The sequence below is a fragment of the Wenyingzhuangia heitensis genome, assembly GCF_011762155.1.
Lineage (GTDB): Bacteria > Bacteroidota > Bacteroidia > Flavobacteriales > Flavobacteriaceae > Wenyingzhuangia > Wenyingzhuangia heitensis.
This window is the reverse complement of sequence record NZ_JAASQL010000002.1, coordinates 479,119-497,077: the sequence shown is the minus strand read 5'-3', so window position 1 is coordinate 497,077 and position 17,959 is coordinate 479,119. Positions and strand designations below refer to the sequence as shown.

16 protein-coding genes and 1 tRNA gene are annotated in these 17,959 nt (G+C 32.3%); 13 read left to right on the top strand and 4 right to left on the bottom strand.

From position 1 onward, the window contains the following. The first annotated feature begins 1 nt into the window (after position 1). The 6 genes from FHR24_RS10760 to FHR24_RS10735 all read left to right on the top strand — a co-directional run bounded on the left by FHR24_RS10760 (position 2) and on the right by FHR24_RS10735 (position 7,736). Positions 2-736, top strand: a complete 735-nt coding sequence (locus tag FHR24_RS10760) for a DsbA family protein (protein WP_167188258.1) — start codon at positions 2-4, stop codon at positions 734-736. A gap of 177 nt (positions 737-913) precedes the next feature. Further along, positions 914-1,927, top strand: a complete 1,014-nt coding sequence (locus FHR24_RS10755; protein ID WP_167188255.1) for a helix-turn-helix domain-containing protein — start codon at positions 914-916, stop codon at positions 1,925-1,927. A gap of 151 nt (positions 1,928-2,078) precedes the next feature. Further along, the gene (locus FHR24_RS10750; RefSeq protein ID WP_167188251.1) at positions 2,079-3,242 is read left to right on the top strand and encodes an MFS transporter; all 1,164 of its coding nucleotides are present in this window, start codon (positions 2,079-2,081) and stop codon (positions 3,240-3,242) included. Positions 3,243-3,244: 2 nt separating this feature from the next. Beyond that, the gene (locus FHR24_RS10745; protein ID WP_167188248.1) at positions 3,245-4,387 is read left to right on the top strand and encodes a Gfo/Idh/MocA family protein; all 1,143 of its coding nucleotides are present in this window, start codon (positions 3,245-3,247) and stop codon (positions 4,385-4,387) included. 12 nt (positions 4,388-4,399) lie between these two features. Beyond that, the gene (locus FHR24_RS10740; protein ID WP_167188245.1) at positions 4,400-6,658 is read left to right on the top strand and encodes a DUF7133 domain-containing protein; all 2,259 of its coding nucleotides are present in this window, start codon (positions 4,400-4,402) and stop codon (positions 6,656-6,658) included. 25 nt (positions 6,659-6,683) lie between these two features. Beyond that, positions 6,684-7,736 (top strand): sugar phosphate isomerase/epimerase family protein, encoded by a 1,053-nt coding sequence (locus FHR24_RS10735; RefSeq protein ID WP_167188241.1) that lies wholly within the window; start codon positions 6,684-6,686, stop codon positions 7,734-7,736. Between the two features lie 106 nt (positions 7,737-7,842). Here the strand turns inward: FHR24_RS10735 and FHR24_RS10730 are convergent. Beyond that, positions 7,843-7,926 (bottom strand) — tRNA-Ser (locus FHR24_RS10730). 116 nt (positions 7,927-8,042) lie between these two features. On the opposite strand from FHR24_RS10730, the gene FHR24_RS10725 reads away from it, so the two are divergent. The 6 genes from FHR24_RS10725 to FHR24_RS10700 all read left to right on the top strand — a co-directional run bounded on the left by FHR24_RS10725 (position 8,043) and on the right by FHR24_RS10700 (position 14,129). Beyond that, entirely contained in the window at positions 8,043-9,032 is a 990-nt protein-coding gene (locus FHR24_RS10725) for a Gfo/Idh/MocA family protein (RefSeq protein ID WP_167188238.1), read from the top strand. Positions 9,033-9,102: 70 nt separating this feature from the next. Beyond that, complete coding sequence (locus tag FHR24_RS10720) at positions 9,103-9,801, top strand: hypothetical protein (RefSeq protein WP_167188235.1); 699 nt, start codon at positions 9,103-9,105, stop codon at positions 9,799-9,801. Between the two features lie 96 nt (positions 9,802-9,897). Further along, positions 9,898-11,028, top strand: coding sequence for a vWA domain-containing protein (locus tag FHR24_RS10715; RefSeq protein ID WP_167188231.1), 1,131 nt, complete (start codon positions 9,898-9,900; stop codon positions 11,026-11,028). A gap of 1 nt (position 11,029) precedes the next feature. Continuing rightward, positions 11,030-12,493 (top strand): magnesium chelatase, encoded by a 1,464-nt coding sequence (locus FHR24_RS10710; protein WP_167188336.1) that lies wholly within the window; start codon positions 11,030-11,032, stop codon positions 12,491-12,493. Between the two features lie 146 nt (positions 12,494-12,639). Next, the gene (modB, locus tag FHR24_RS10705) at positions 12,640-13,311 is read left to right on the top strand and encodes a molybdate ABC transporter permease subunit (protein ID WP_167188228.1); all 672 of its coding nucleotides are present in this window, start codon (positions 12,640-12,642) and stop codon (positions 13,309-13,311) included. After that, on the top strand, positions 13,308-14,129 hold the full coding sequence (locus tag FHR24_RS10700; protein WP_167188225.1) for an ATP-binding cassette domain-containing protein: 822 nt from the start codon (positions 13,308-13,310) through the stop codon (positions 14,127-14,129). Before modB ends, FHR24_RS10700 begins: the two co-directional genes overlap by 4 nt. Before the next feature lies 1 nt (position 14,130). Here FHR24_RS10700 and FHR24_RS10695 read toward each other — a convergent pair whose 3' ends face one another. After that, a complete protein-coding gene (locus tag FHR24_RS10695; protein ID WP_167188222.1) occupies positions 14,131-14,730 on the bottom strand; it encodes a nitroreductase family protein in 600 nt (199 codons plus the stop codon). 27 nt (positions 14,731-14,757) lie between these two features. After that, positions 14,758-15,435 (bottom strand): DsbA family oxidoreductase, encoded by a 678-nt coding sequence (locus FHR24_RS10690; protein WP_167188219.1) that lies wholly within the window; start codon positions 15,433-15,435, stop codon positions 14,758-14,760. Between the two features lie 105 nt (positions 15,436-15,540). On the opposite strand from FHR24_RS10690, the gene ttcA reads away from it, so the two are divergent. Then, entirely contained in the window at positions 15,541-16,329 is a 789-nt protein-coding gene (gene ttcA, locus FHR24_RS10685) for a tRNA 2-thiocytidine(32) synthetase TtcA (protein WP_167188216.1), read from the top strand. 115 nt (positions 16,330-16,444) lie between these two features. On the opposite strand, the gene FHR24_RS10680 is transcribed toward ttcA, so the two are convergent. Next, a complete protein-coding gene (locus FHR24_RS10680) occupies positions 16,445-17,956 on the bottom strand; it encodes an HmuY family protein (protein ID WP_167188213.1) in 1,512 nt (503 codons plus the stop codon). Positions 17,957-17,959 lie beyond the last annotated feature (3 nt).

Below are 17,959 nucleotides of genomic sequence, written 5' to 3'. Positions count from 1 at the left end.
AATGTCAGAAACCAATTATAATTGCAATACAGAAACAGGAGTTTGCGAAGTAACATCTTCGCAAAGCACATTAATAGAATCACAAAAAGAAACAACTGCTAAAATAAAAATCACTTATTATTATGATGCTTTATGTGGATGGTGTTACGGATTTACCAATGCCTTTAAACAATTTAAAGAAGCACATTCACAAGACATAGATTTTGAAGTTGTTAGCGGTGGTTTATTTACCGGAGGACGAGTTGGCTATATTAATAACGTGGCTCCTTACATTAAACAGGGTGCCTACAAAAATGTAGAACAAGTTACAGGGGTGCTTTTTGGAAAGAAATTTATAGATAAAATATTTGGAGAAGGTGATATTCTACTAAACTCATTACCTCCTGCAATTGCTTTAAGTATTGTAAAAGAAAACAAACCAGAAAAATCTGTTGAATTTGCAGAATTATTATTAAAAGCTGCTTATAAAGACGGTGTTGACTTAAATAATTTTGAAGCTTACAAACCATATTTAACAATAATTAATTTTAACATCGTTACTTTTAATAAAAAGGTTACAGATGAAAAATACAAAAGATTAGCTATGGCAGATTTTGATTCTTTTGTTAAAAAACAATTGGGTGGAATGCCAACATTGTTGATAGAGCACAAGAACAAAAAAGGAGTTTTAAGTAATGGCTATGCAGATTATCAGGAATTAGAAAAACGATTAGATTACTATTTAAAAACCATATGATAAAAAATAAAACTCATTAATCCTCTATTTATTCACAAAAAACTAAGGATTGAATTATATATTTGCTAAAATTTTTAAATCAATTTATAAAATTATTAAAAGAACTACTTGATGTTTATTATTCATCGCTGAAAAATAACAAACACCAAATAATATTCTAAAACCAATTCAACTGTTATGAAAGACTCTTTTAATATTGAACCATTTCAAGCTGCTGAAGGAATTGTATATCATGCAGACACTTGTTTGCCTTTAACAGATGCACACGAGCGAAAAAAAGTAAAATTTAAAGCTTTGGCTCGACATTCCTATCCAGGAGATCGGTTAGATGAGAACACTTTAGGATTAAACAGTATTGGTTATTGGGATGCCAATACACCACAAGACTGGGGATTAGATTGGCACAGAAATGAAGGAATAGAGTTTCATTTTTTAGAATCAGGATTAATGCCATATGCTCAAGAAAACAAAGAAGTTGTATTAGAGCCTAATACTTTAACAATTACAAGACCCTGGGAAGCACATAAAGTAGGAAACCCAACAATTGGTGTGGGTAAATTTTATTGGATTATAATAGATTTAGGGGTTAGAAGACCGCATCAACCTTGGATTTGGCCAGAATGGATCAACATAACACAACAAGATTTAGAGCGATTAACGATTCTGTTAAGACAGAATGAAAAATCTATTATTAAAACAAATCACAATTACAAAGAGTGCTTTCATAAAATAGGAAAAGCCGTTGATGAAGATGTTGATAATAACAATGCCTCTAAAATAAGAATCTTAATCAATCAACTTCTATTATTATTATTAGATAGTTTAAACGAAGAAAAAATTGTTTTAAACGAATCTCTTACAGACAGTTCTAGAAGTGTAAAATTCTTTTTAAAAGAATTGGACAATAACATATCAGAAAACTGGACAATTCAATCTATGGCAGACTCTGCAGGAGTTGGTTTAACTAGGTTCACACATCATTGCAAACAAATTACCAACCTTACTCCTATGCAATATTTAGCCTACAAACGTATAGAAAAATCCAAACATTTATTGTTAGATAACAAAGAACTTTCTGTGTCAGAAATTGCTTATATGTGTGGCTTTACTACAAGCCAATATTTTGCTACCGTTTTTAAAAAACACGAAAACTATACTCCTAACGAGTTTCGTATTCAAAACAACCAATAAGTATATTTTTCTTCACTGAAAAATTATAAACATCATCTTATTTGTAAATCTATATATTTATCAATCAATAATTGTATTTTGTGATTATTTCACAATTTTCACCACTATACAATAGAAACTATACTGATTAATAACTATATAATTACATTCAATGGAAAAAGCGAATAAGAATAGATTGTTTATTGCTAGCTGTCTAGCATTAATCACAACAGCAATGACTTTTGCTATTAGAGCAAGATTAGAAACCGTTTTTGGACCAGAAGGAGTTGGACTAACTTTAGAACAAATAGGATACGCTTTTACACCTGCATTTTTTGGATTTACACTTGCCATGATTTTTGGGGGACCTTTGGTGGATTTGTTAGGCATCAAAAAAATAACATGGATTGCTTTTATAACACACGCTATTGGTATTGTGTGGACAATTATGGCAGATTCTATGACCTCTTTATTTTTAGCAACCTTATTTATTGGTATTGGTAATGGTATGGTAGAAGCAGCTTTAAATCCTTTAATTGCTTCTATGTATTCAGATCAAAAAACTAAAATGCTAAACAGATTTCATGTTTGGTTTCCTGGTGGAATTGTAATAGGATCTTTAGTAGGTTGGTTTATTATGGATATTTTAGGATTGGATTGGCAACTTATGGTAGCTACCTTATTTATTCCTTTGGTTATTTATGGTGTTTTGTTTTTTGGCCAAGAAATACCTGTTACTGAACGTGTAAAATTAGGAATTAGCAATAAGCAAATGATTGCTAGTGTAACCAAACCTCTTTTTCTTTTTATGGTATTTTGTATGTTATTAACAGCAGCATCAGAATTAGGAACCACACAAAGAATAGAATCTTTGTTAAAAACATCTGTGTCATCACCGTTATTAGTGTTGGCATTTATAAACGGAATTATGGCATTAGGTAGATTGTCAGCAGGAAAAGTTGTTCACAAACTAAAACCAGCCGGAATGCTTTTATATTCAGCAATATTTACTTTAATTGGTCTTTGGTTATTAACCATTACAACCGGAGGTATGACTTTTGTAGCAGCAGCAGTATTTGCCGTTGGTGTTACTTTTTTCTGGCCAACTATGTTAGGTTTTGTAGCCGAATATTTACCACAAACAGGAGCTTTAGGATTGTCTATAATGGGAGGTGCAGGAATGTTTTCTGTTTCTTTGGTATTGCCTATTATGGGTAAATTAATGGACAATGCAAATGCAACTGAAGCTTTAAGAACAATGTCTATTTTACCTGCAATTTTAATTGTAGCGTTTATAGGCTTAAATATATACATGAAAAAGACAAGCAAAGCATAAACATGAATAGAAAATTAAGAATGGGGATGATTGGTGGTGGAACCGGATCATTCATTGGAGATGTACACAGAAAAGCTTCATCAATTGATGGAATGATTGAACTAGTTTGTGGTGCATTTAGTAGCACAGCAGAAAAATCAATCCAATCAGGAAAAGATTTGTTTTTACCAGAAAACAGATGTTATGGTAGTTATGAGGAAATGATTTTAAAAGAAAAAGAACTTCCAGAGAACGAACGTATGGATTTTGTTTCTATTGTAACTCCAAACCACATGCACTTCCCTCCTGCTAAAATGGCTTTAGAAAACGGATTTCACGTAGTTTGTGACAAACCGATGACGTTGACTTTAGAAGAAGCTGTTGAGTTAGAAAAGATTATAAAAGCCTCTGAAAAACAATTTGCTTTAACACATAATTATCCTGCTAGTCCTATGGTAAAACAAGCCAAAGCTTTGGTAGATAATGGTGATATTGGAACCATTAGAAAAGTACAAGTACAATACTTACAAGGTTGGTTGTCTACAGATTTAGAAGCTACGGGGCAAAAACAAGCTGCTTGGCGAGTAGATCCAACAAAATCAGGTATTGGAGGAGCTTTGGGTGATATTGGAACCCATGCCGAAAATTTAGTAGAATATATTACAGGCTTAAAAATTACAGAAATTGCTGCAGATTTAGGTCGATTTGGTAAAGGTCGTATTTTAGATGATGACGGTAATATGTTATTACGTTTAGAAAACGGTGCCAAAGGAACGATGTCTATTTCTCAAATTGCTTTGGGAGAAGAAAACAATTTGGCAATTCTTATATATGGAACCAAAGGAAGTTTAGAATGGCATCAAGAAAATCCAAACCAATTAATTACACGTTGGTTAGACGAGCCTGTTAAAATTTACACTCCAAACGGAAATAAACTGTATGCAGAAGCTCAAATTGCTAGAATTCCAGCGGGTCACCCAGAAGGATATTTAGAAGCCTTTGCAACTGTTTATAAGAATTTTGCCAATCATCTTATTGCTATCTCTAACGGAAAAACAATAAAAAACCCAGACTATCCTACGGTTAAAGATGGAATTAGAGGAATGAAATTTATTTATGCAGCGGTAGAAAGTGATAAAAACAACGCTGCCTGGACAACTTTATAAGAAACAAAACCAATGTTAAAATTTAGAACTAAAAACAACATTAAACTTACTTTACTTACTACAGCAATACTAGCCGTAAGTTGTGGTAAAAAAGAAAAGGAATACTTTGATACAAAGTACACCAAACCTGAAATTGTAAAAGAAGCTTCCTCAGATTTTAAATCTCCAAAAGAAAGTTTAAACAGTTTTTATTTACCTGAAGGTTACGAAATTCAATTAGTAGCAAGCGAACCTATGGTAGATGAGCCTGTAACCATTGCCTGGGATGGAAACGGACGTATGTATGTAGCAGAAATGAATACTTACATGCAAGATGTTGATGGTACAGGAACCAACAGGTCTATTAGTAAAATTAAACAATTAATAGATACTGATGGAGATGGTAAAATGGACAAAAGCACCGTTTTTATAGACAGCTTAATGTTGCCTAGGATGATATTACCACTAGATAATGGAGAGTTAATTGTAAACGAAACCTACTCTTATGATTTATGGAAGTACACAGATACAAATAATGATGGTGTTGCTGATGTTAAAAAGAGAGTCTTTCACATTCCAAAAAGAAGAGGTGGGAATTTAGAACACCAACAAAGTGGTTTGTTATGGAGTTTAGATAACTGGACATACACAACCTACAACCCTATACGTTTTAAATTTACCAAAGATAAGGTCGTTGCAGATACTGTAGCCAATATGCCAGCTGGACAATGGGGATTAACTCAAGATGATTTAGGAAATATCTTTTACGCTACTGCGGGTGGAGAAAATCCTGCTTATGGATTTCAACATCCCCCTGTTTATGGAGATTACAGTCCAAAAGAAAGATTGGAAGAAGGATTTATGGAGACCTTTCCTATTGTAGGAACTCCCGATGTACAAGGTGGTCCCAAAAGACTTAAAGAAGATGGAACCTTAAATCATTTTACAGGAGTTGCTGGTCAAACTATTTTTAGAGGACACAAAATGCCATCTAGTATGTACGGGGATTTATTTATTCCAGAACCTGTAGGTAGATTAATTAGAAGAGCTAAGGTGAATAATATAGATGGATTAAAAGTGTTATCTAACCCATATTATCAAACTGAGTTTTTAGCATCTACAGATTTAAACTTTAGACCTGTTTGGTCTGAAACAGGACCTGACGGTTCTTTGTATGTAGTAGATATGTATAGAGGAATTATTCAAGAAAGTAACTGGACTAGAAAAGGAAGTGCTATTAGACCTGTTATTAAACGTAAGGGATTAGATAAGAATATTGGTAGAGGTAGAATTTACCGTATTGTTCACAAAGATTTTACTCCAGACAAACAGCCTAAATTATTAGACAAAACATCTAAAGAACTGGTTTCTTATTTAGGACACAGAAATGGATGGTATAGAAATACAGCTCAAAAATTAATTATTTTAAGAGCAGATGCTACTGTAATTCCAATGTTAAAAGAAATTGCTTTAAACAATCAAAGTACCTGGTCTAAGTGGTTTGGAGAAGATGATAAAGATTATGGATTAGAAAGAATTCATGCTTTATGGACTTTAGAAGGATTAGAAGCTATTGATAAAGAATTAATAATATCAAAATTTAAAGATGAAGACCCTAGAGTAAGAATGACAGCTATTAGAATTAGTGAAAATTTTCTTAAAAAAGGAGCTACTGATTTGTTTCAAAACTATGAAAAATTAGCGTTAGACCCTTCTACGGAAGTAATCAATCAATTGGCTTTAAGTTTGCGTTTTAGTGATTCTAAAAAAGCAACCTCTATGTTAAAATCTATCCAAAGGAAACACCAAGAACATCAAATTATAGCACATTCTGCCAAAGAGAGTTTAAAAAAGGACGATGAAAGATTGGTTGCTTTAAAAGATAAAATAAAAGATAGAAACAACAATCATATTAGTAATATTCTTAGAGGATATGACTCTTACAATCAATTATGTATTACTTGTCATGGTCCAGATTTAAAAGGAGTTCAGAATGAAGACGGCTCTTTAGTAGCACCACCATTATTAGGAAGCCCAAGAGTAAAAGGCGATCCTAAAAAATTAATTAAAATATTATTAAATGGATTGATTGGTGAAGTTGATGGAAAAGAATATGGAGTTATGATGTCTTTAAAAGACAATGATAATTTTTGGATTGCTGATGTATTAAGTTATGTAAGAGCAATGAATGATGAAGAAGCTTTACAAGCTTGGGCTGTAGGAAAAGTAAGAAATCAAACCAAAGACAGAAAAGATTATTGGACCTTAAAAGAATTAAATAAATCAAAATAATTAACCAACCACTAACCAAAAAAACATGAATATAATAAAAGGACCCGCTATATTTTTAGCTCAGTTTGTTGGCTCAGAAGCTCCGTACAACACCTTAGATGGAATGTGCGGATGGGTAGCCTCTTTAGGGTACAAAGGAATACAAATCCCTACCTGGGAAACAGGATTGATTGATTTAGATTTGGCTGCTAGCAGTCAAACCTACTGCGATGAATTAAAAGGAAAAGTAGCTTCGTACGGATTGGAAATCACAGAACTTTCTACACACCTACAAGGGCAGTTAGTTGCTGTAAATCCCGCGTATGATTCTATGTTTGATGGATTTGCTCCTGAAACCTATAGAAACAACCCTAAAGCAAGAACTGCATGGGCTGTTGACCAATTAAAAAAAGCGGCCGTTGCTAGTAAAAACTTAGGTATTACGGCACATGCAACATTCTCTGGTTCATTAATGTGGCATACCATGTATCCTTGGCCTCAAGCTCCAAAAGGATTGGTAGAAATGGGATTTAAAGAATTAGCCAATAGATGGATGCCAATCTTAAATACTTTTGATGAAAATGGTGTGGATGTTTGTTATGAAATTCATCCTGGAGAAGATTTGCACGATGGTGTTACTTTTGAACGTTTTTTAAAAGCAACTAACAATCATAAAAGAGTTAATATTTTATACGATCCTAGTCATTTTGTATTACAGCAATTAGATTATTTAAAGTACATAGATTACTACCATGAATACATAAAAATGTTCCATGTTAAAGATGCCGAATTTAATCCTTCTGGAAAAGTAGGAGTTTATGGAGGGTATCAAGACTGGAAAGACCGTGCTGGTAGATTTAGATCTTTAGGTGATGGACAAGTAGATTTTAAAAGCATTTTTTCTAAACTTACCCAATACAACTGTAATGTTTGGGCGGTTATGGAATGGGAATGTTGTTTAAAATCTCCCGAGCAAGGTGCCAAAGAAGGAGCTCCTTTTATTGCACAACACTTAATTGATGCTACTGAAAAAGGTTTTGATGATTTTGCAGGAAGCTCTGACGATCAAGAAGCCTTGAAAAAAATATTAGGAATTTAATTCTATTACACTTAGTTATAAACCAAATAGCCATCAGAAATTCTGATGGCTATTTTTGTTTTCATAAAAAAATCCCATTCTTATAAAATAAGAATGGGATTAAAAGCAGAGAGACAGGGATTCGAACCCTGGAGCCGATCTCTCGACCACAGCTTTCCAGGCTGCTCCATTACCACTCTGGCACCTCTCTCTGTTGGGACTGCAAATAAATAAAATATTTTTCAGTTAAATAGTATTTCTTCCCCTTTTCTTATTTCTTTTCTAACTAAGAATAGTTTACTTTTAATACCGTATAAAATTAAGTTTATGAAACAAGTTAATTGGGGAATTATTGGTGTAGGAAATGTATGCGAGGTTAAAAGTGCACCTGCTATGTATAAAACCCCCAACTCAACCGTGATTGCTGTAATGCGTAGAGATATAGACAAAGCTAAAGATTATGCAAAAAGACACCATATAGAAGAATGGACAAATAATGCAGATGATATTATCAATCATCCAGAGGTTAATGCTGTTTATATTGCTACTCCTCCAAAATATCACAAAGCATATGCCTTAAAAGTTGCTGCAGCTGGTAAGGCTTGTTACATAGAAAAACCAATGGCTATTACTCATCAAGAATGCATAGAGATTGAAAAAGCATTTAAAGCTAAAAACTTGCCTTTATACATTGCTTATTACAGAACTTGTTTGCCTAATTTTTTAAAGGCAAAAGAATTAATAACCAACGGAACACTAGGTAATTTATTGAACGTACAATTAAACCTAACCAAACCTTTAGATGTTAAAGATGAAAATTATGAGGCTCACAATTGGAGAGTAGATCCTAAAATAGCGGGTGATGGTTATTTTTATGATTTAGGTTCTCATCAATTAAATATTCTAGAGTTTTTAATTGGAGATATTGAACACGTTCAAGGCTTGGCAATTAATCAATCTAAAATATACAAGTCTAACGATGTAGTTGCTGCCAATATTTTATTTAAAAATAATGTGGTAGGTTCTTGTTTTTGGGCTTTTAACAATGGCATAACTACCAAACGTGATGAACTAATTATAAACGGAACCAAAGGAAATATTAAAATGACTTGTTTTAACGACAATCCTATTATTTTAACACTTGCTGATGGAAGCCAAAAAGAATTTGACATTCCGTATCCAGAACATGTACAACAACCATTAATAGCTTCTATTATTGGTGATTTACTTACCAAAACCAAACAAACTTATAGCACAGGTAAAATTGGAGCAAAGACCAATTACTGGTTAGAACAAATTAGCGGATTGGTATCTTAATTTTAAAAAGACAGTTTAACTTTTTTACATTAATATTAATTTTTCAATACATTAATTATATTTTAAAATCATGAAAACACTCATTACATTTTTATTCTCGTTCCTATTTATTTTTAACATCTCTGCTCAAAGTGATCAAAAAGCCATTAAGATTGCAAACAAAGTGATGGAAACTATGGGAGGAGAAGAAAACTGGAATAATGTACATTACTTAAAATGGAATTTTGGGAAAAGAATTTTACATTGGAACAAATGGTCTGGTAATGTTCGTGTAGAATCTCCTAAAGAAACATTGGTTATTTTAGTAAATATTAATACTAACAAAGGAAAAGCTTTTAAAAATGGCAAATTGATTACGGATACTAAAGAATCTGAAAAACTAGTAAACAAAGCAAAAAAATGGTGGATTAATGATTCTTATTGGTTAACCATGCCATGGAAATTATTAGATCCAGGAGTTACTTTAAAATATATTGATACAACTAAATTAAAAAACGGACACAAAGCAGATATTTTGCAAATGACGTTTGAAAAAGTGGGGGTTACTCCTAACAATAAATATTACGTTTATGTAGATACTAAAGAAAACTTAATAAAACAATGGGCTTTCTTTGCTAATTATAAAGATGAAAAACCAAAATTCACAAAACCTTGGGACAATTATCAAAAGTTAGAAAACGTATTATTATCTTTTGATAGAAGTGATTTTGGTCCTAAAAATGTAGAAGCAAAACAAACTTTTGACTCTGCTATATTTACCGATTTGTAATATTTAAAATTATTTTTAATAATCAACATTCTTTTACGACTAAGCCTAAACTAGTTTTATTCCCTTAAATTAGTAGTAACTTTTACAACAGCGCTTATGAACAAAAGAGATGCAGCATATACAGGTTTTGTCTTTAAAAAATATGAAGCACCAGTACTTTCTATTTTTGACAAACTGTTAGAAATATTTAAAGAATTAATTACGCACACCTCTGGAGATGTAGATGAAGCCTTAAACTGGTTAGAGGAATTAGACAAAACCTATCAATTAACCACTGCAGAATATACATTAGAAGATTTTAAACGTGATTTATTTGACAAAGGTTTTATACAAGAACGCATAAAACCCGATGGAAATTCTGGAACCGGAATTACAGCCAAAACAGAACGTGCCATTCGCCAAAGAGCCTTAAATCAAATTTTCGGAAAACTAAAAAAATCAGGTTCTGGAAACCACAGTACTAAAAAAATTGGTGCTGGTGATGATATTACAGGAGAAACCAGAGCTTATCAATTTGGTGATAGTTTGGACAATGTATCTATGACTGAAAGCATTAAAAACGCACAAGTAAACAATGGAGTTGCTAATGGTTTTCAATTAACTGAAGATGATTTGGTGGTGAATGAAACCACCCATAAATCGCAAATGAGTACTGTGTTAATGATAGACATTAGCCACAGCATGATTTTGTATGGAGAAGACAGAATTACTCCTGCCAAAAAAGTAGCCATGGCTTTGGCCGAATTGATTACCACTCGCTACCCAAAAGACACCCTAGATATTATTGTGTTTGGTAATGATTCTTGGAAAATATCAATTCAGGAACTCCCCTATTTGCAAGTAGGTCCTTATCATACAAATACCGTTGCTGGTTTAGAATTGGCTATGGATTTACTAAGACGAAAAAAGAATACCAACAAACAAATTTTTATGATAACTGATGGAAAACCAAGTTGCTTGCGTTTGCCCGATGGTCGCTATTATAAAAACAGTAATGGTCTTGACAAACACATTGTAAGTAAGTGTTACGATAAAGCTAGCCAAGCCAGAAAACTCCACATTCCCATTACCACCTTTATGATTGCTCAAGATCCGTATTTAATGCAATTTGTAAGAGCGTTTACTCAAGCCAATCAGGGAAAAGCATTTTATACAAGATTGCAAGGTTTAGGAGAAATGATTTTTGAAGATTATGAACAAAACAGAAAAAAAAGAATTAAAGGATAATATGAAACAAACAGCCATAAAAACTTTAGGAGAATTAAAAGCCTCTGGTTACATTTATAAAAGTATTAAAGAAGAATTAAGAAGTAATTTAATCAACCTTAAAAAAGAACAAAAGGAAACTTTTACAGGAGTTCATGGGTATGAAAAAACGGTAATTCCTCAATTAGAACGTGCTATTTTATCTAAACATAACATTAATTTATTAGGATTACGTGGACAAGCAAAAACACGTTTGGCTCGTCAAATGACTAATTTATTAGATGAGTATATTCCTGTTGTTAGTGGTTCAGAAATTAATGACGATCCCTTAAAACCTATTTCTCGTTTTGCCAAAGAATTAATTGCAGAAAAAGATGACCACACCCCTATTAGTTGGTTACATCGCTCAGAAAGATTTGCGGAAAAGTTAGCCACTCCAGATGTTACCGTAGCTGATATTATTGGAGATATTGATCCTATAAAAGCAGCCAATTTAAAATTGTCTTATGCCGATGATAGAGTAATTCACTACGGAATGATTCCTAGAGCAAACAGATGTATTTTTGTTATTAATGAATTACCCGATTTACAAGCCAGAATTCAAGTAGCTTTGTTTAATATTTTGCAAGAAGGAGACATTCAAATTCGTGGTTTTAAATTACGTTTTGATTTGGATATGCAATTTGTATTTACTGCAAATCCCGAAGATTACACCAATAGAGGAAGTATTATTACTCCTTTAAAAGATAGAATTGGTTCGCAAATTTTAACACACTACCCAGATAGTATACAAATTGCAAAAACCATTACGCAACAAGAAGCCAAACTAGAAAAAAACCAAGCAGATAATATTTACGTTCCAGAGCTGGCAAAAGATCTTATAGAACAAATTGGTTTTGAAGCTAGAGAAAGTGAATTTGTAGATGTAAAAAGTGGTGTAAGTGCTCGTTTAAGTATATCTGCTTACGAGAATTTAATGAGTACTGCAGAATTAAGAATGTTAGCTTCTGAAGAACAAAACACAAGTGTTAGATTGAGTGATTTTATCGGAATTATTCCTGCTATTAACGGAAAAATAGAATTGGTGTATGAAGGTGAACAAGAAGGAGCTGCATCGGTTGCCGAAAACTTAATTAACGATGCCGTTAAAACGTTATTTCCAACTTATTTTCCTGCTATAGAAAAGTTAGTTCGTAAAGATGCAACGACTCCTTATGATGAATTGATCAAATGGTTTATAGAAGGAACAGATTTTGAATTGGCTAACGATTTAACAAACAAAGAACACATACAACAATTAGATTATATTCAGCCATTAACGGATTTACTTATAAAATATCAGCCTGATTTAGATCAAAAAGACATTCATTTTTTTAAAGAATTTGTGTTGTGGGCTATGGTAGAATATAAAAAACTAAGCAAAGTAGAATTAAGTGAAGGTTATGGTTTTAAAGATACTTTTGAAAGTTTTATTGATGGGATTTAAAACTCTATAACTGCATATAAACCCCAGATATACAAACCTCTATGCTAAACATGTTTAGCATAGAGGTTTTCCTTTTTTAAATCCGTAAATTCAAATCATTGATAATCCTTTTAATTTATAGATATTTGATTTAGATTAGACTTTTGATGAACTTAGAACCTTTATACTTAACCTTTAAATTGGCAGCAATTACAACTTTTTTGTTGTTTTTTATTGCTATGCCCATATCTTATTGGTTGGTACAAACTCGCTCTAAATTAAAACCTATTATAGAAGCTATTGTTTCAATGCCTTTGGTGTTACCTCCTACAGTTTTAGGTTTTTATTTTTTAATCTTTTTGGGACCTAACAATTTTATAGGAGCTTGGTTGCAAAATACTTTTGAAATTCAATTGGTATTTTCTTTTACAGGATTGGTTGTGGCATCAGTTATATATAGTCTTCCATTTATGGTACACCCTATTCAAGCAGGATTGTCTGCCTTGCCAAAATCATACACCGAAACTGCTCAGTTAATGGGAAAGTCAAGGTTTTTAATTTTAAAAAAAGTGTTATTACCCAATATCAAACCTGCAATTCTTACAGGAATTGTACTCACCTTTGCTCATACCATTGGAGAGTTTGGTGTGGTTTTAATGATTGGTGGTAACATTCCACAAAAAACAAAAGTTGCTTCTATTGCTATTTACGATGAGGTAGAAGCTTTAAATTACACCGCAGCCAATCAATATTCTTTAATATTATTAGGGATTTCTTTTGCTGTTTTACTTTGTGTTTATTTAATAAATGGTGGCTACTTAAAACGTGTAATAAGATGATTAATTGTGAATTTAACAAAACCTATATTACAGGAAAAAGAGCTTTTTATTTAAATATAAAAACCTCTTTTAAACATAAGGCTATCAATGTGGTTTTTGGACCTTCGGGAGCTGGAAAAACTTCTTTATTACGTTTGATTAGTGGTTTAGACAAAATTGACGAAGGAATTATAAAAGTAAATCATACCTATTGGGAAAACACCACTAAAAAAAAATGCATACCACTTGCAAAAAGAAACATAGCATATGTGTTTCAGGATTATGGTTTATTTCCTAATATGACAGTTTTAAACAATTTAAAATTTGTTAAAAAGAAACTAAATCAAGAATTGTTAAATGATGTGATTGCTACTTTAGAAATAAAACATTTGTTAATGACCAAACCTACGGAGCTTTCTGGAGGTCAAAAACAAAGAGTTGCCTTAGCTAGAGCCTTGGTACAAGAACCAGATTTGTTGTTATTAGATGAACCTTTAACTGCTATTGATGAGGTTTTAAGACACAAATTACAAAGCTATTTAGTTGCTTTGCAAAAAAAATATGAATTTACTGTAATTATGGTAACACACAGTTTGCAAGAAGTTTTAAAACTTGCTCACCATGTGTGTGTTATGAATTATGGAGAAGTAATAGACCAAGGAAATCCTAGTATTTTGCTAGACAGCAACCCAAACAATATACTTAAAGGCACTGTGCTAGATTTAAATCAAGAAGCAGTAACCGTGTTAATTGGTGTGCAACAAATCTTATTAAAAAAGAGTCAAATTAAAACGAGTAAATACACGATTGGTGATCTTGTAGAAATTAGTCTTTTATAAATTAGATTGTTCTAATCACCTCCTCTAAAGGTTTTCTAGATTTTGGTTTTTCACTTAATTGATTCAAATCATTCTCATCTCTAAAACCAATTGCTACGGCAAAAACACTTCTATAATCATCATTTCCTAAAATAGCATCATACTTTTCTGCTTCTATACCTTCCATGGGAGTTGAATCTATTTGCATAGTAGCACAAGCACTTAAAAAAGTACCCAAAGCAATATACAATTGCTTGTCCATCCATGTTTTTGTTTCATTTTCAGAATGCTGATTGATATAATCTTGGTAAAAACCAAAGGCATATTCTGGCAACCTATTCGCTAGTTCTTCTTTAAATTTTGATAAATTATCTACACTTCTAAAAACCACAACAGTATCGCAGTTTTTAACTTTATCTGTATTGTGCTGAGAAACCATTGATAATTTGTTTTTTGTATCTACATCAGACACAAACACAAATTCCCATGGCTGACTGTTTATAGAGGATGGACTTAATCTTAACACCTCTTTTAAAGCTTCAATTTTATCTGTATCAATTTTTTTATCATCCTTATACAACTTGGTGGTATATCTATTTTGTATTGCGTTTAAAAATTTCATTATATCTCTGTTTTATAAAAATTAAGTTTAACAATTTTCTGTTTTAATATCACAAAAATCACCTACAATTTCTTTGGGTGCTAATTGCTGTAACATATCCATCAACGTAAAATTAGAAACAGCTCCAGAAATTCTATGTTTATGATCCACAATATAAGTAGGCACAGCATTTACGTGTAAGTCTCTAGCTGATTTTTCTTTAGCAAGCACTAAATTTTTGTAAATGTCTAACTCACTATTCCATGCTTTTGTAACCACCTCTGTCAATAAATAATTTTTGGTGATTTTAAGAATGTTTTCTAACAGAGAAATGTCAACTCCTTTAGAAAAATAAGCCGTTTGTATTGCGTGTAAAACTTGTAACCCCACACCTATGTCTTCTGCTTTTAAAATTACCTGATGAATTTTTAAGGTATTAGGAATTGTGGTAAATTTTTCTGGATTGATTTCTAAACCTTCCGCTAAAGCAGCTTCTGACACTTTTTTATAAGCCAAAATAGGGTCATCAATCCCTTTACTTTTCCAATATTCTTTTATAGAAATTCCTTGCTCTGGCAAATTAGGTCGTATTTGAAAAGGAACCAAACGTATTTGAACCTTTGCCTTTGTTTTTTGAATAGCATTGGTTAATCGTTGGTGTCCAATATAACACCAAGGGCAAATAATGTCGTATATTAAATCTATTTCTAAAGCATCTGTATTCATGCATTTTTAGACGAAATAATTCTAAAAACTAACAGCCTAAAAATTGATGATAGAACGCTACACTATTTTTTTAATACTACACATCTAAACACTATTTTTGCATTTATGGAAAACAGGAAAGTAGTAACTAAAAAATTGCATAGAGCTGTGGGTGAAGCCATAGAGCAATTTACAATGATTGAAGAGGGAGACAAAGTAATGGTATGCTTGTCTGGGGGAAAAGATAGTTATGCAATGTTAGATATGATGTTGCATTTTAAAAAAGTAGCTCCTATTTCTTTTGATATTATTGCGGTAAATTTAGATCAGAAACAACCCGGTTTTCCCGAAGATGTATTACCTACTTATTTAAGTAACTTGGGAGTAGATTTTAAAATTATTGAAAAAAACACTTATAAAGTAGTAATGGAGAAAACTCCCGAAGGTAAAACTACCTGTAGTTTGTGTTCTAGATTAAGAAGAGGAACTTTGTATGAAGCCGCGAAAGATTTAGGTTGTAACAAACTAGCTTTAGGACACCATAGAAATGATATCTTGGAAACCTTTTTCTTAAACTTTTTCTTTTCGGGAAAAATAGAAACCATGCCTCCTAAATTTTTAAACGATGCGGGTGATTTAGTTATTATTAGACCTCTTGCTTTTTGTAAAGAAAGTGATATTGAAGTATATGCACAACATATGCAGTTTCCTATTATTCCTTGTAACTTATGTGGTTCTCAAGAAAATTTACAACGTAAAAAAGTAAAACAAATGATAGAGGATTGGGAAGCAGACTTTCCGGACAGAAGTTCTATTATGATGAATGCTTTACAAAATGTATATCCTTCTCATTTACTAGATCGTGATTTGTATGATTTTAAAAATTTAGAAAGCCATATTCCTAACAAAGTATAAAAAATCTCTCTTGTTTTAGTGAATATAATACACATATAAAAAGGCTGTCTATAAATAGACAGCCTTTTCTCTACTAAACAAAACACGTGCAACTTAAACAAATACTTTCTTTTTATTAGTTTAATTTTTTATACTCAAATTGAGAGTAACCTCTTTCTCCACTACTACTTAACAAAGCCGTAAAGCGTAATTTATATAAGTTTCCCTCATTGTCTTTTATAATATAATATCTATCATCTTTGGCTATTCCATCTCCACTGTTTCTCCAATCACTAGCTATTACCGTTTGATTATCATATATAAAAGAAGCATCATCTACATTGCTTAACTGAAAATCTATATAACTTGACACCTCTAAGTCTGTTCTAACATCATCTTCAACTTTGTAAGTAAGCACTTGGTACAATCCTACGTTTCCTAAAGTGTTGTGCAATCCGTAATCAGAATATGTCAATCCATATCCTCCTGAACTATAAGAAAACACACCTGAAAAATTAAGATCCCATTTAGATGACTCTGGCTCTACTTCTACTACACCATCATTTGTTAAACTAATTGCTGTTTTAACTTTGCTACTGTTCTTTTGTACTACAAGCTCTTTATAAGTAGTTGTTTCATTTAAATCAGCATAACGAATCGTGTATGAGTTACCATCTGTTAACACTCTTACTTTTACATAACCTCTATGTTCTCCTGTTGTGTTTAAAGCTCCTGCTGCGGCTGCATCTGTAGGAATTTCATTCCCTAAAGAAACTATATATACATTGTTTTCACTAGCTGTGGTAGATATTTCAGAAAAAGCAGTTTCGTCTATATTCCCTTCTTTAGAGTCTGTAAATACAATTCCTTGTTCTACATTGCTAAACTGAGAGTACCCCACAGGTAAATTCACCAATAATTCTGAAACCGTAGCTACCTCCGTAGGTGCTCCCCAAGAATTTAACGTTAATGTTTCTGTTAAATTGCTGGTTTCTGTGACTGATAAAAGATCTGTTTTCCCTTTTAACTCTGCCGCGGCTACTAATAAAGAAGAATTTAAAAACACCCTGTTTTCTGTACCATTGTAGACTGCTATTTCCCAAGTATCTCTTTTAACAGGAGTTTGCTTACCTGTACTTAAATCTATATAACTTTGGTTAGGTTGTGTAGAACCACCAGTTAATAAATCTATAACAGCTCCTGTAGATGCTACGGGTGTAAAACTAACATTAATTGTTTTGTTGGCTCCATAATCCCACCCTGAACTTTCTAATGAGGCAATCGTAAAATCAATACTTCTAGAAGTTCCTTCAATAGGATCTGTAAGTTTAGTTAACGTAACAGTTGCTTTACTATCCCCTGAAGCTACAGGAATTGAAATAGTTCCGTTTTCTCCAGAAGGATTGGTTGTAAAATCGGTTCCATAAACAGCATTCTCTACCGAATAAGATAGATCAATAACTCCAGAGGTAGCGGCAGCTCTAGAAAAATTTAAATCGATAGCTGCTTCTGATTCACCTTCTATAATACTGGTAGTTGTGTTTTTAAAAGAGACGGTAAAGTCTATTAAATTAGTGCTATCATCATTGCTACAAGAACTAAAGACAAATAGTGCACATAGTAGCTTTATGAATAGTTGTTTTTTCATTTT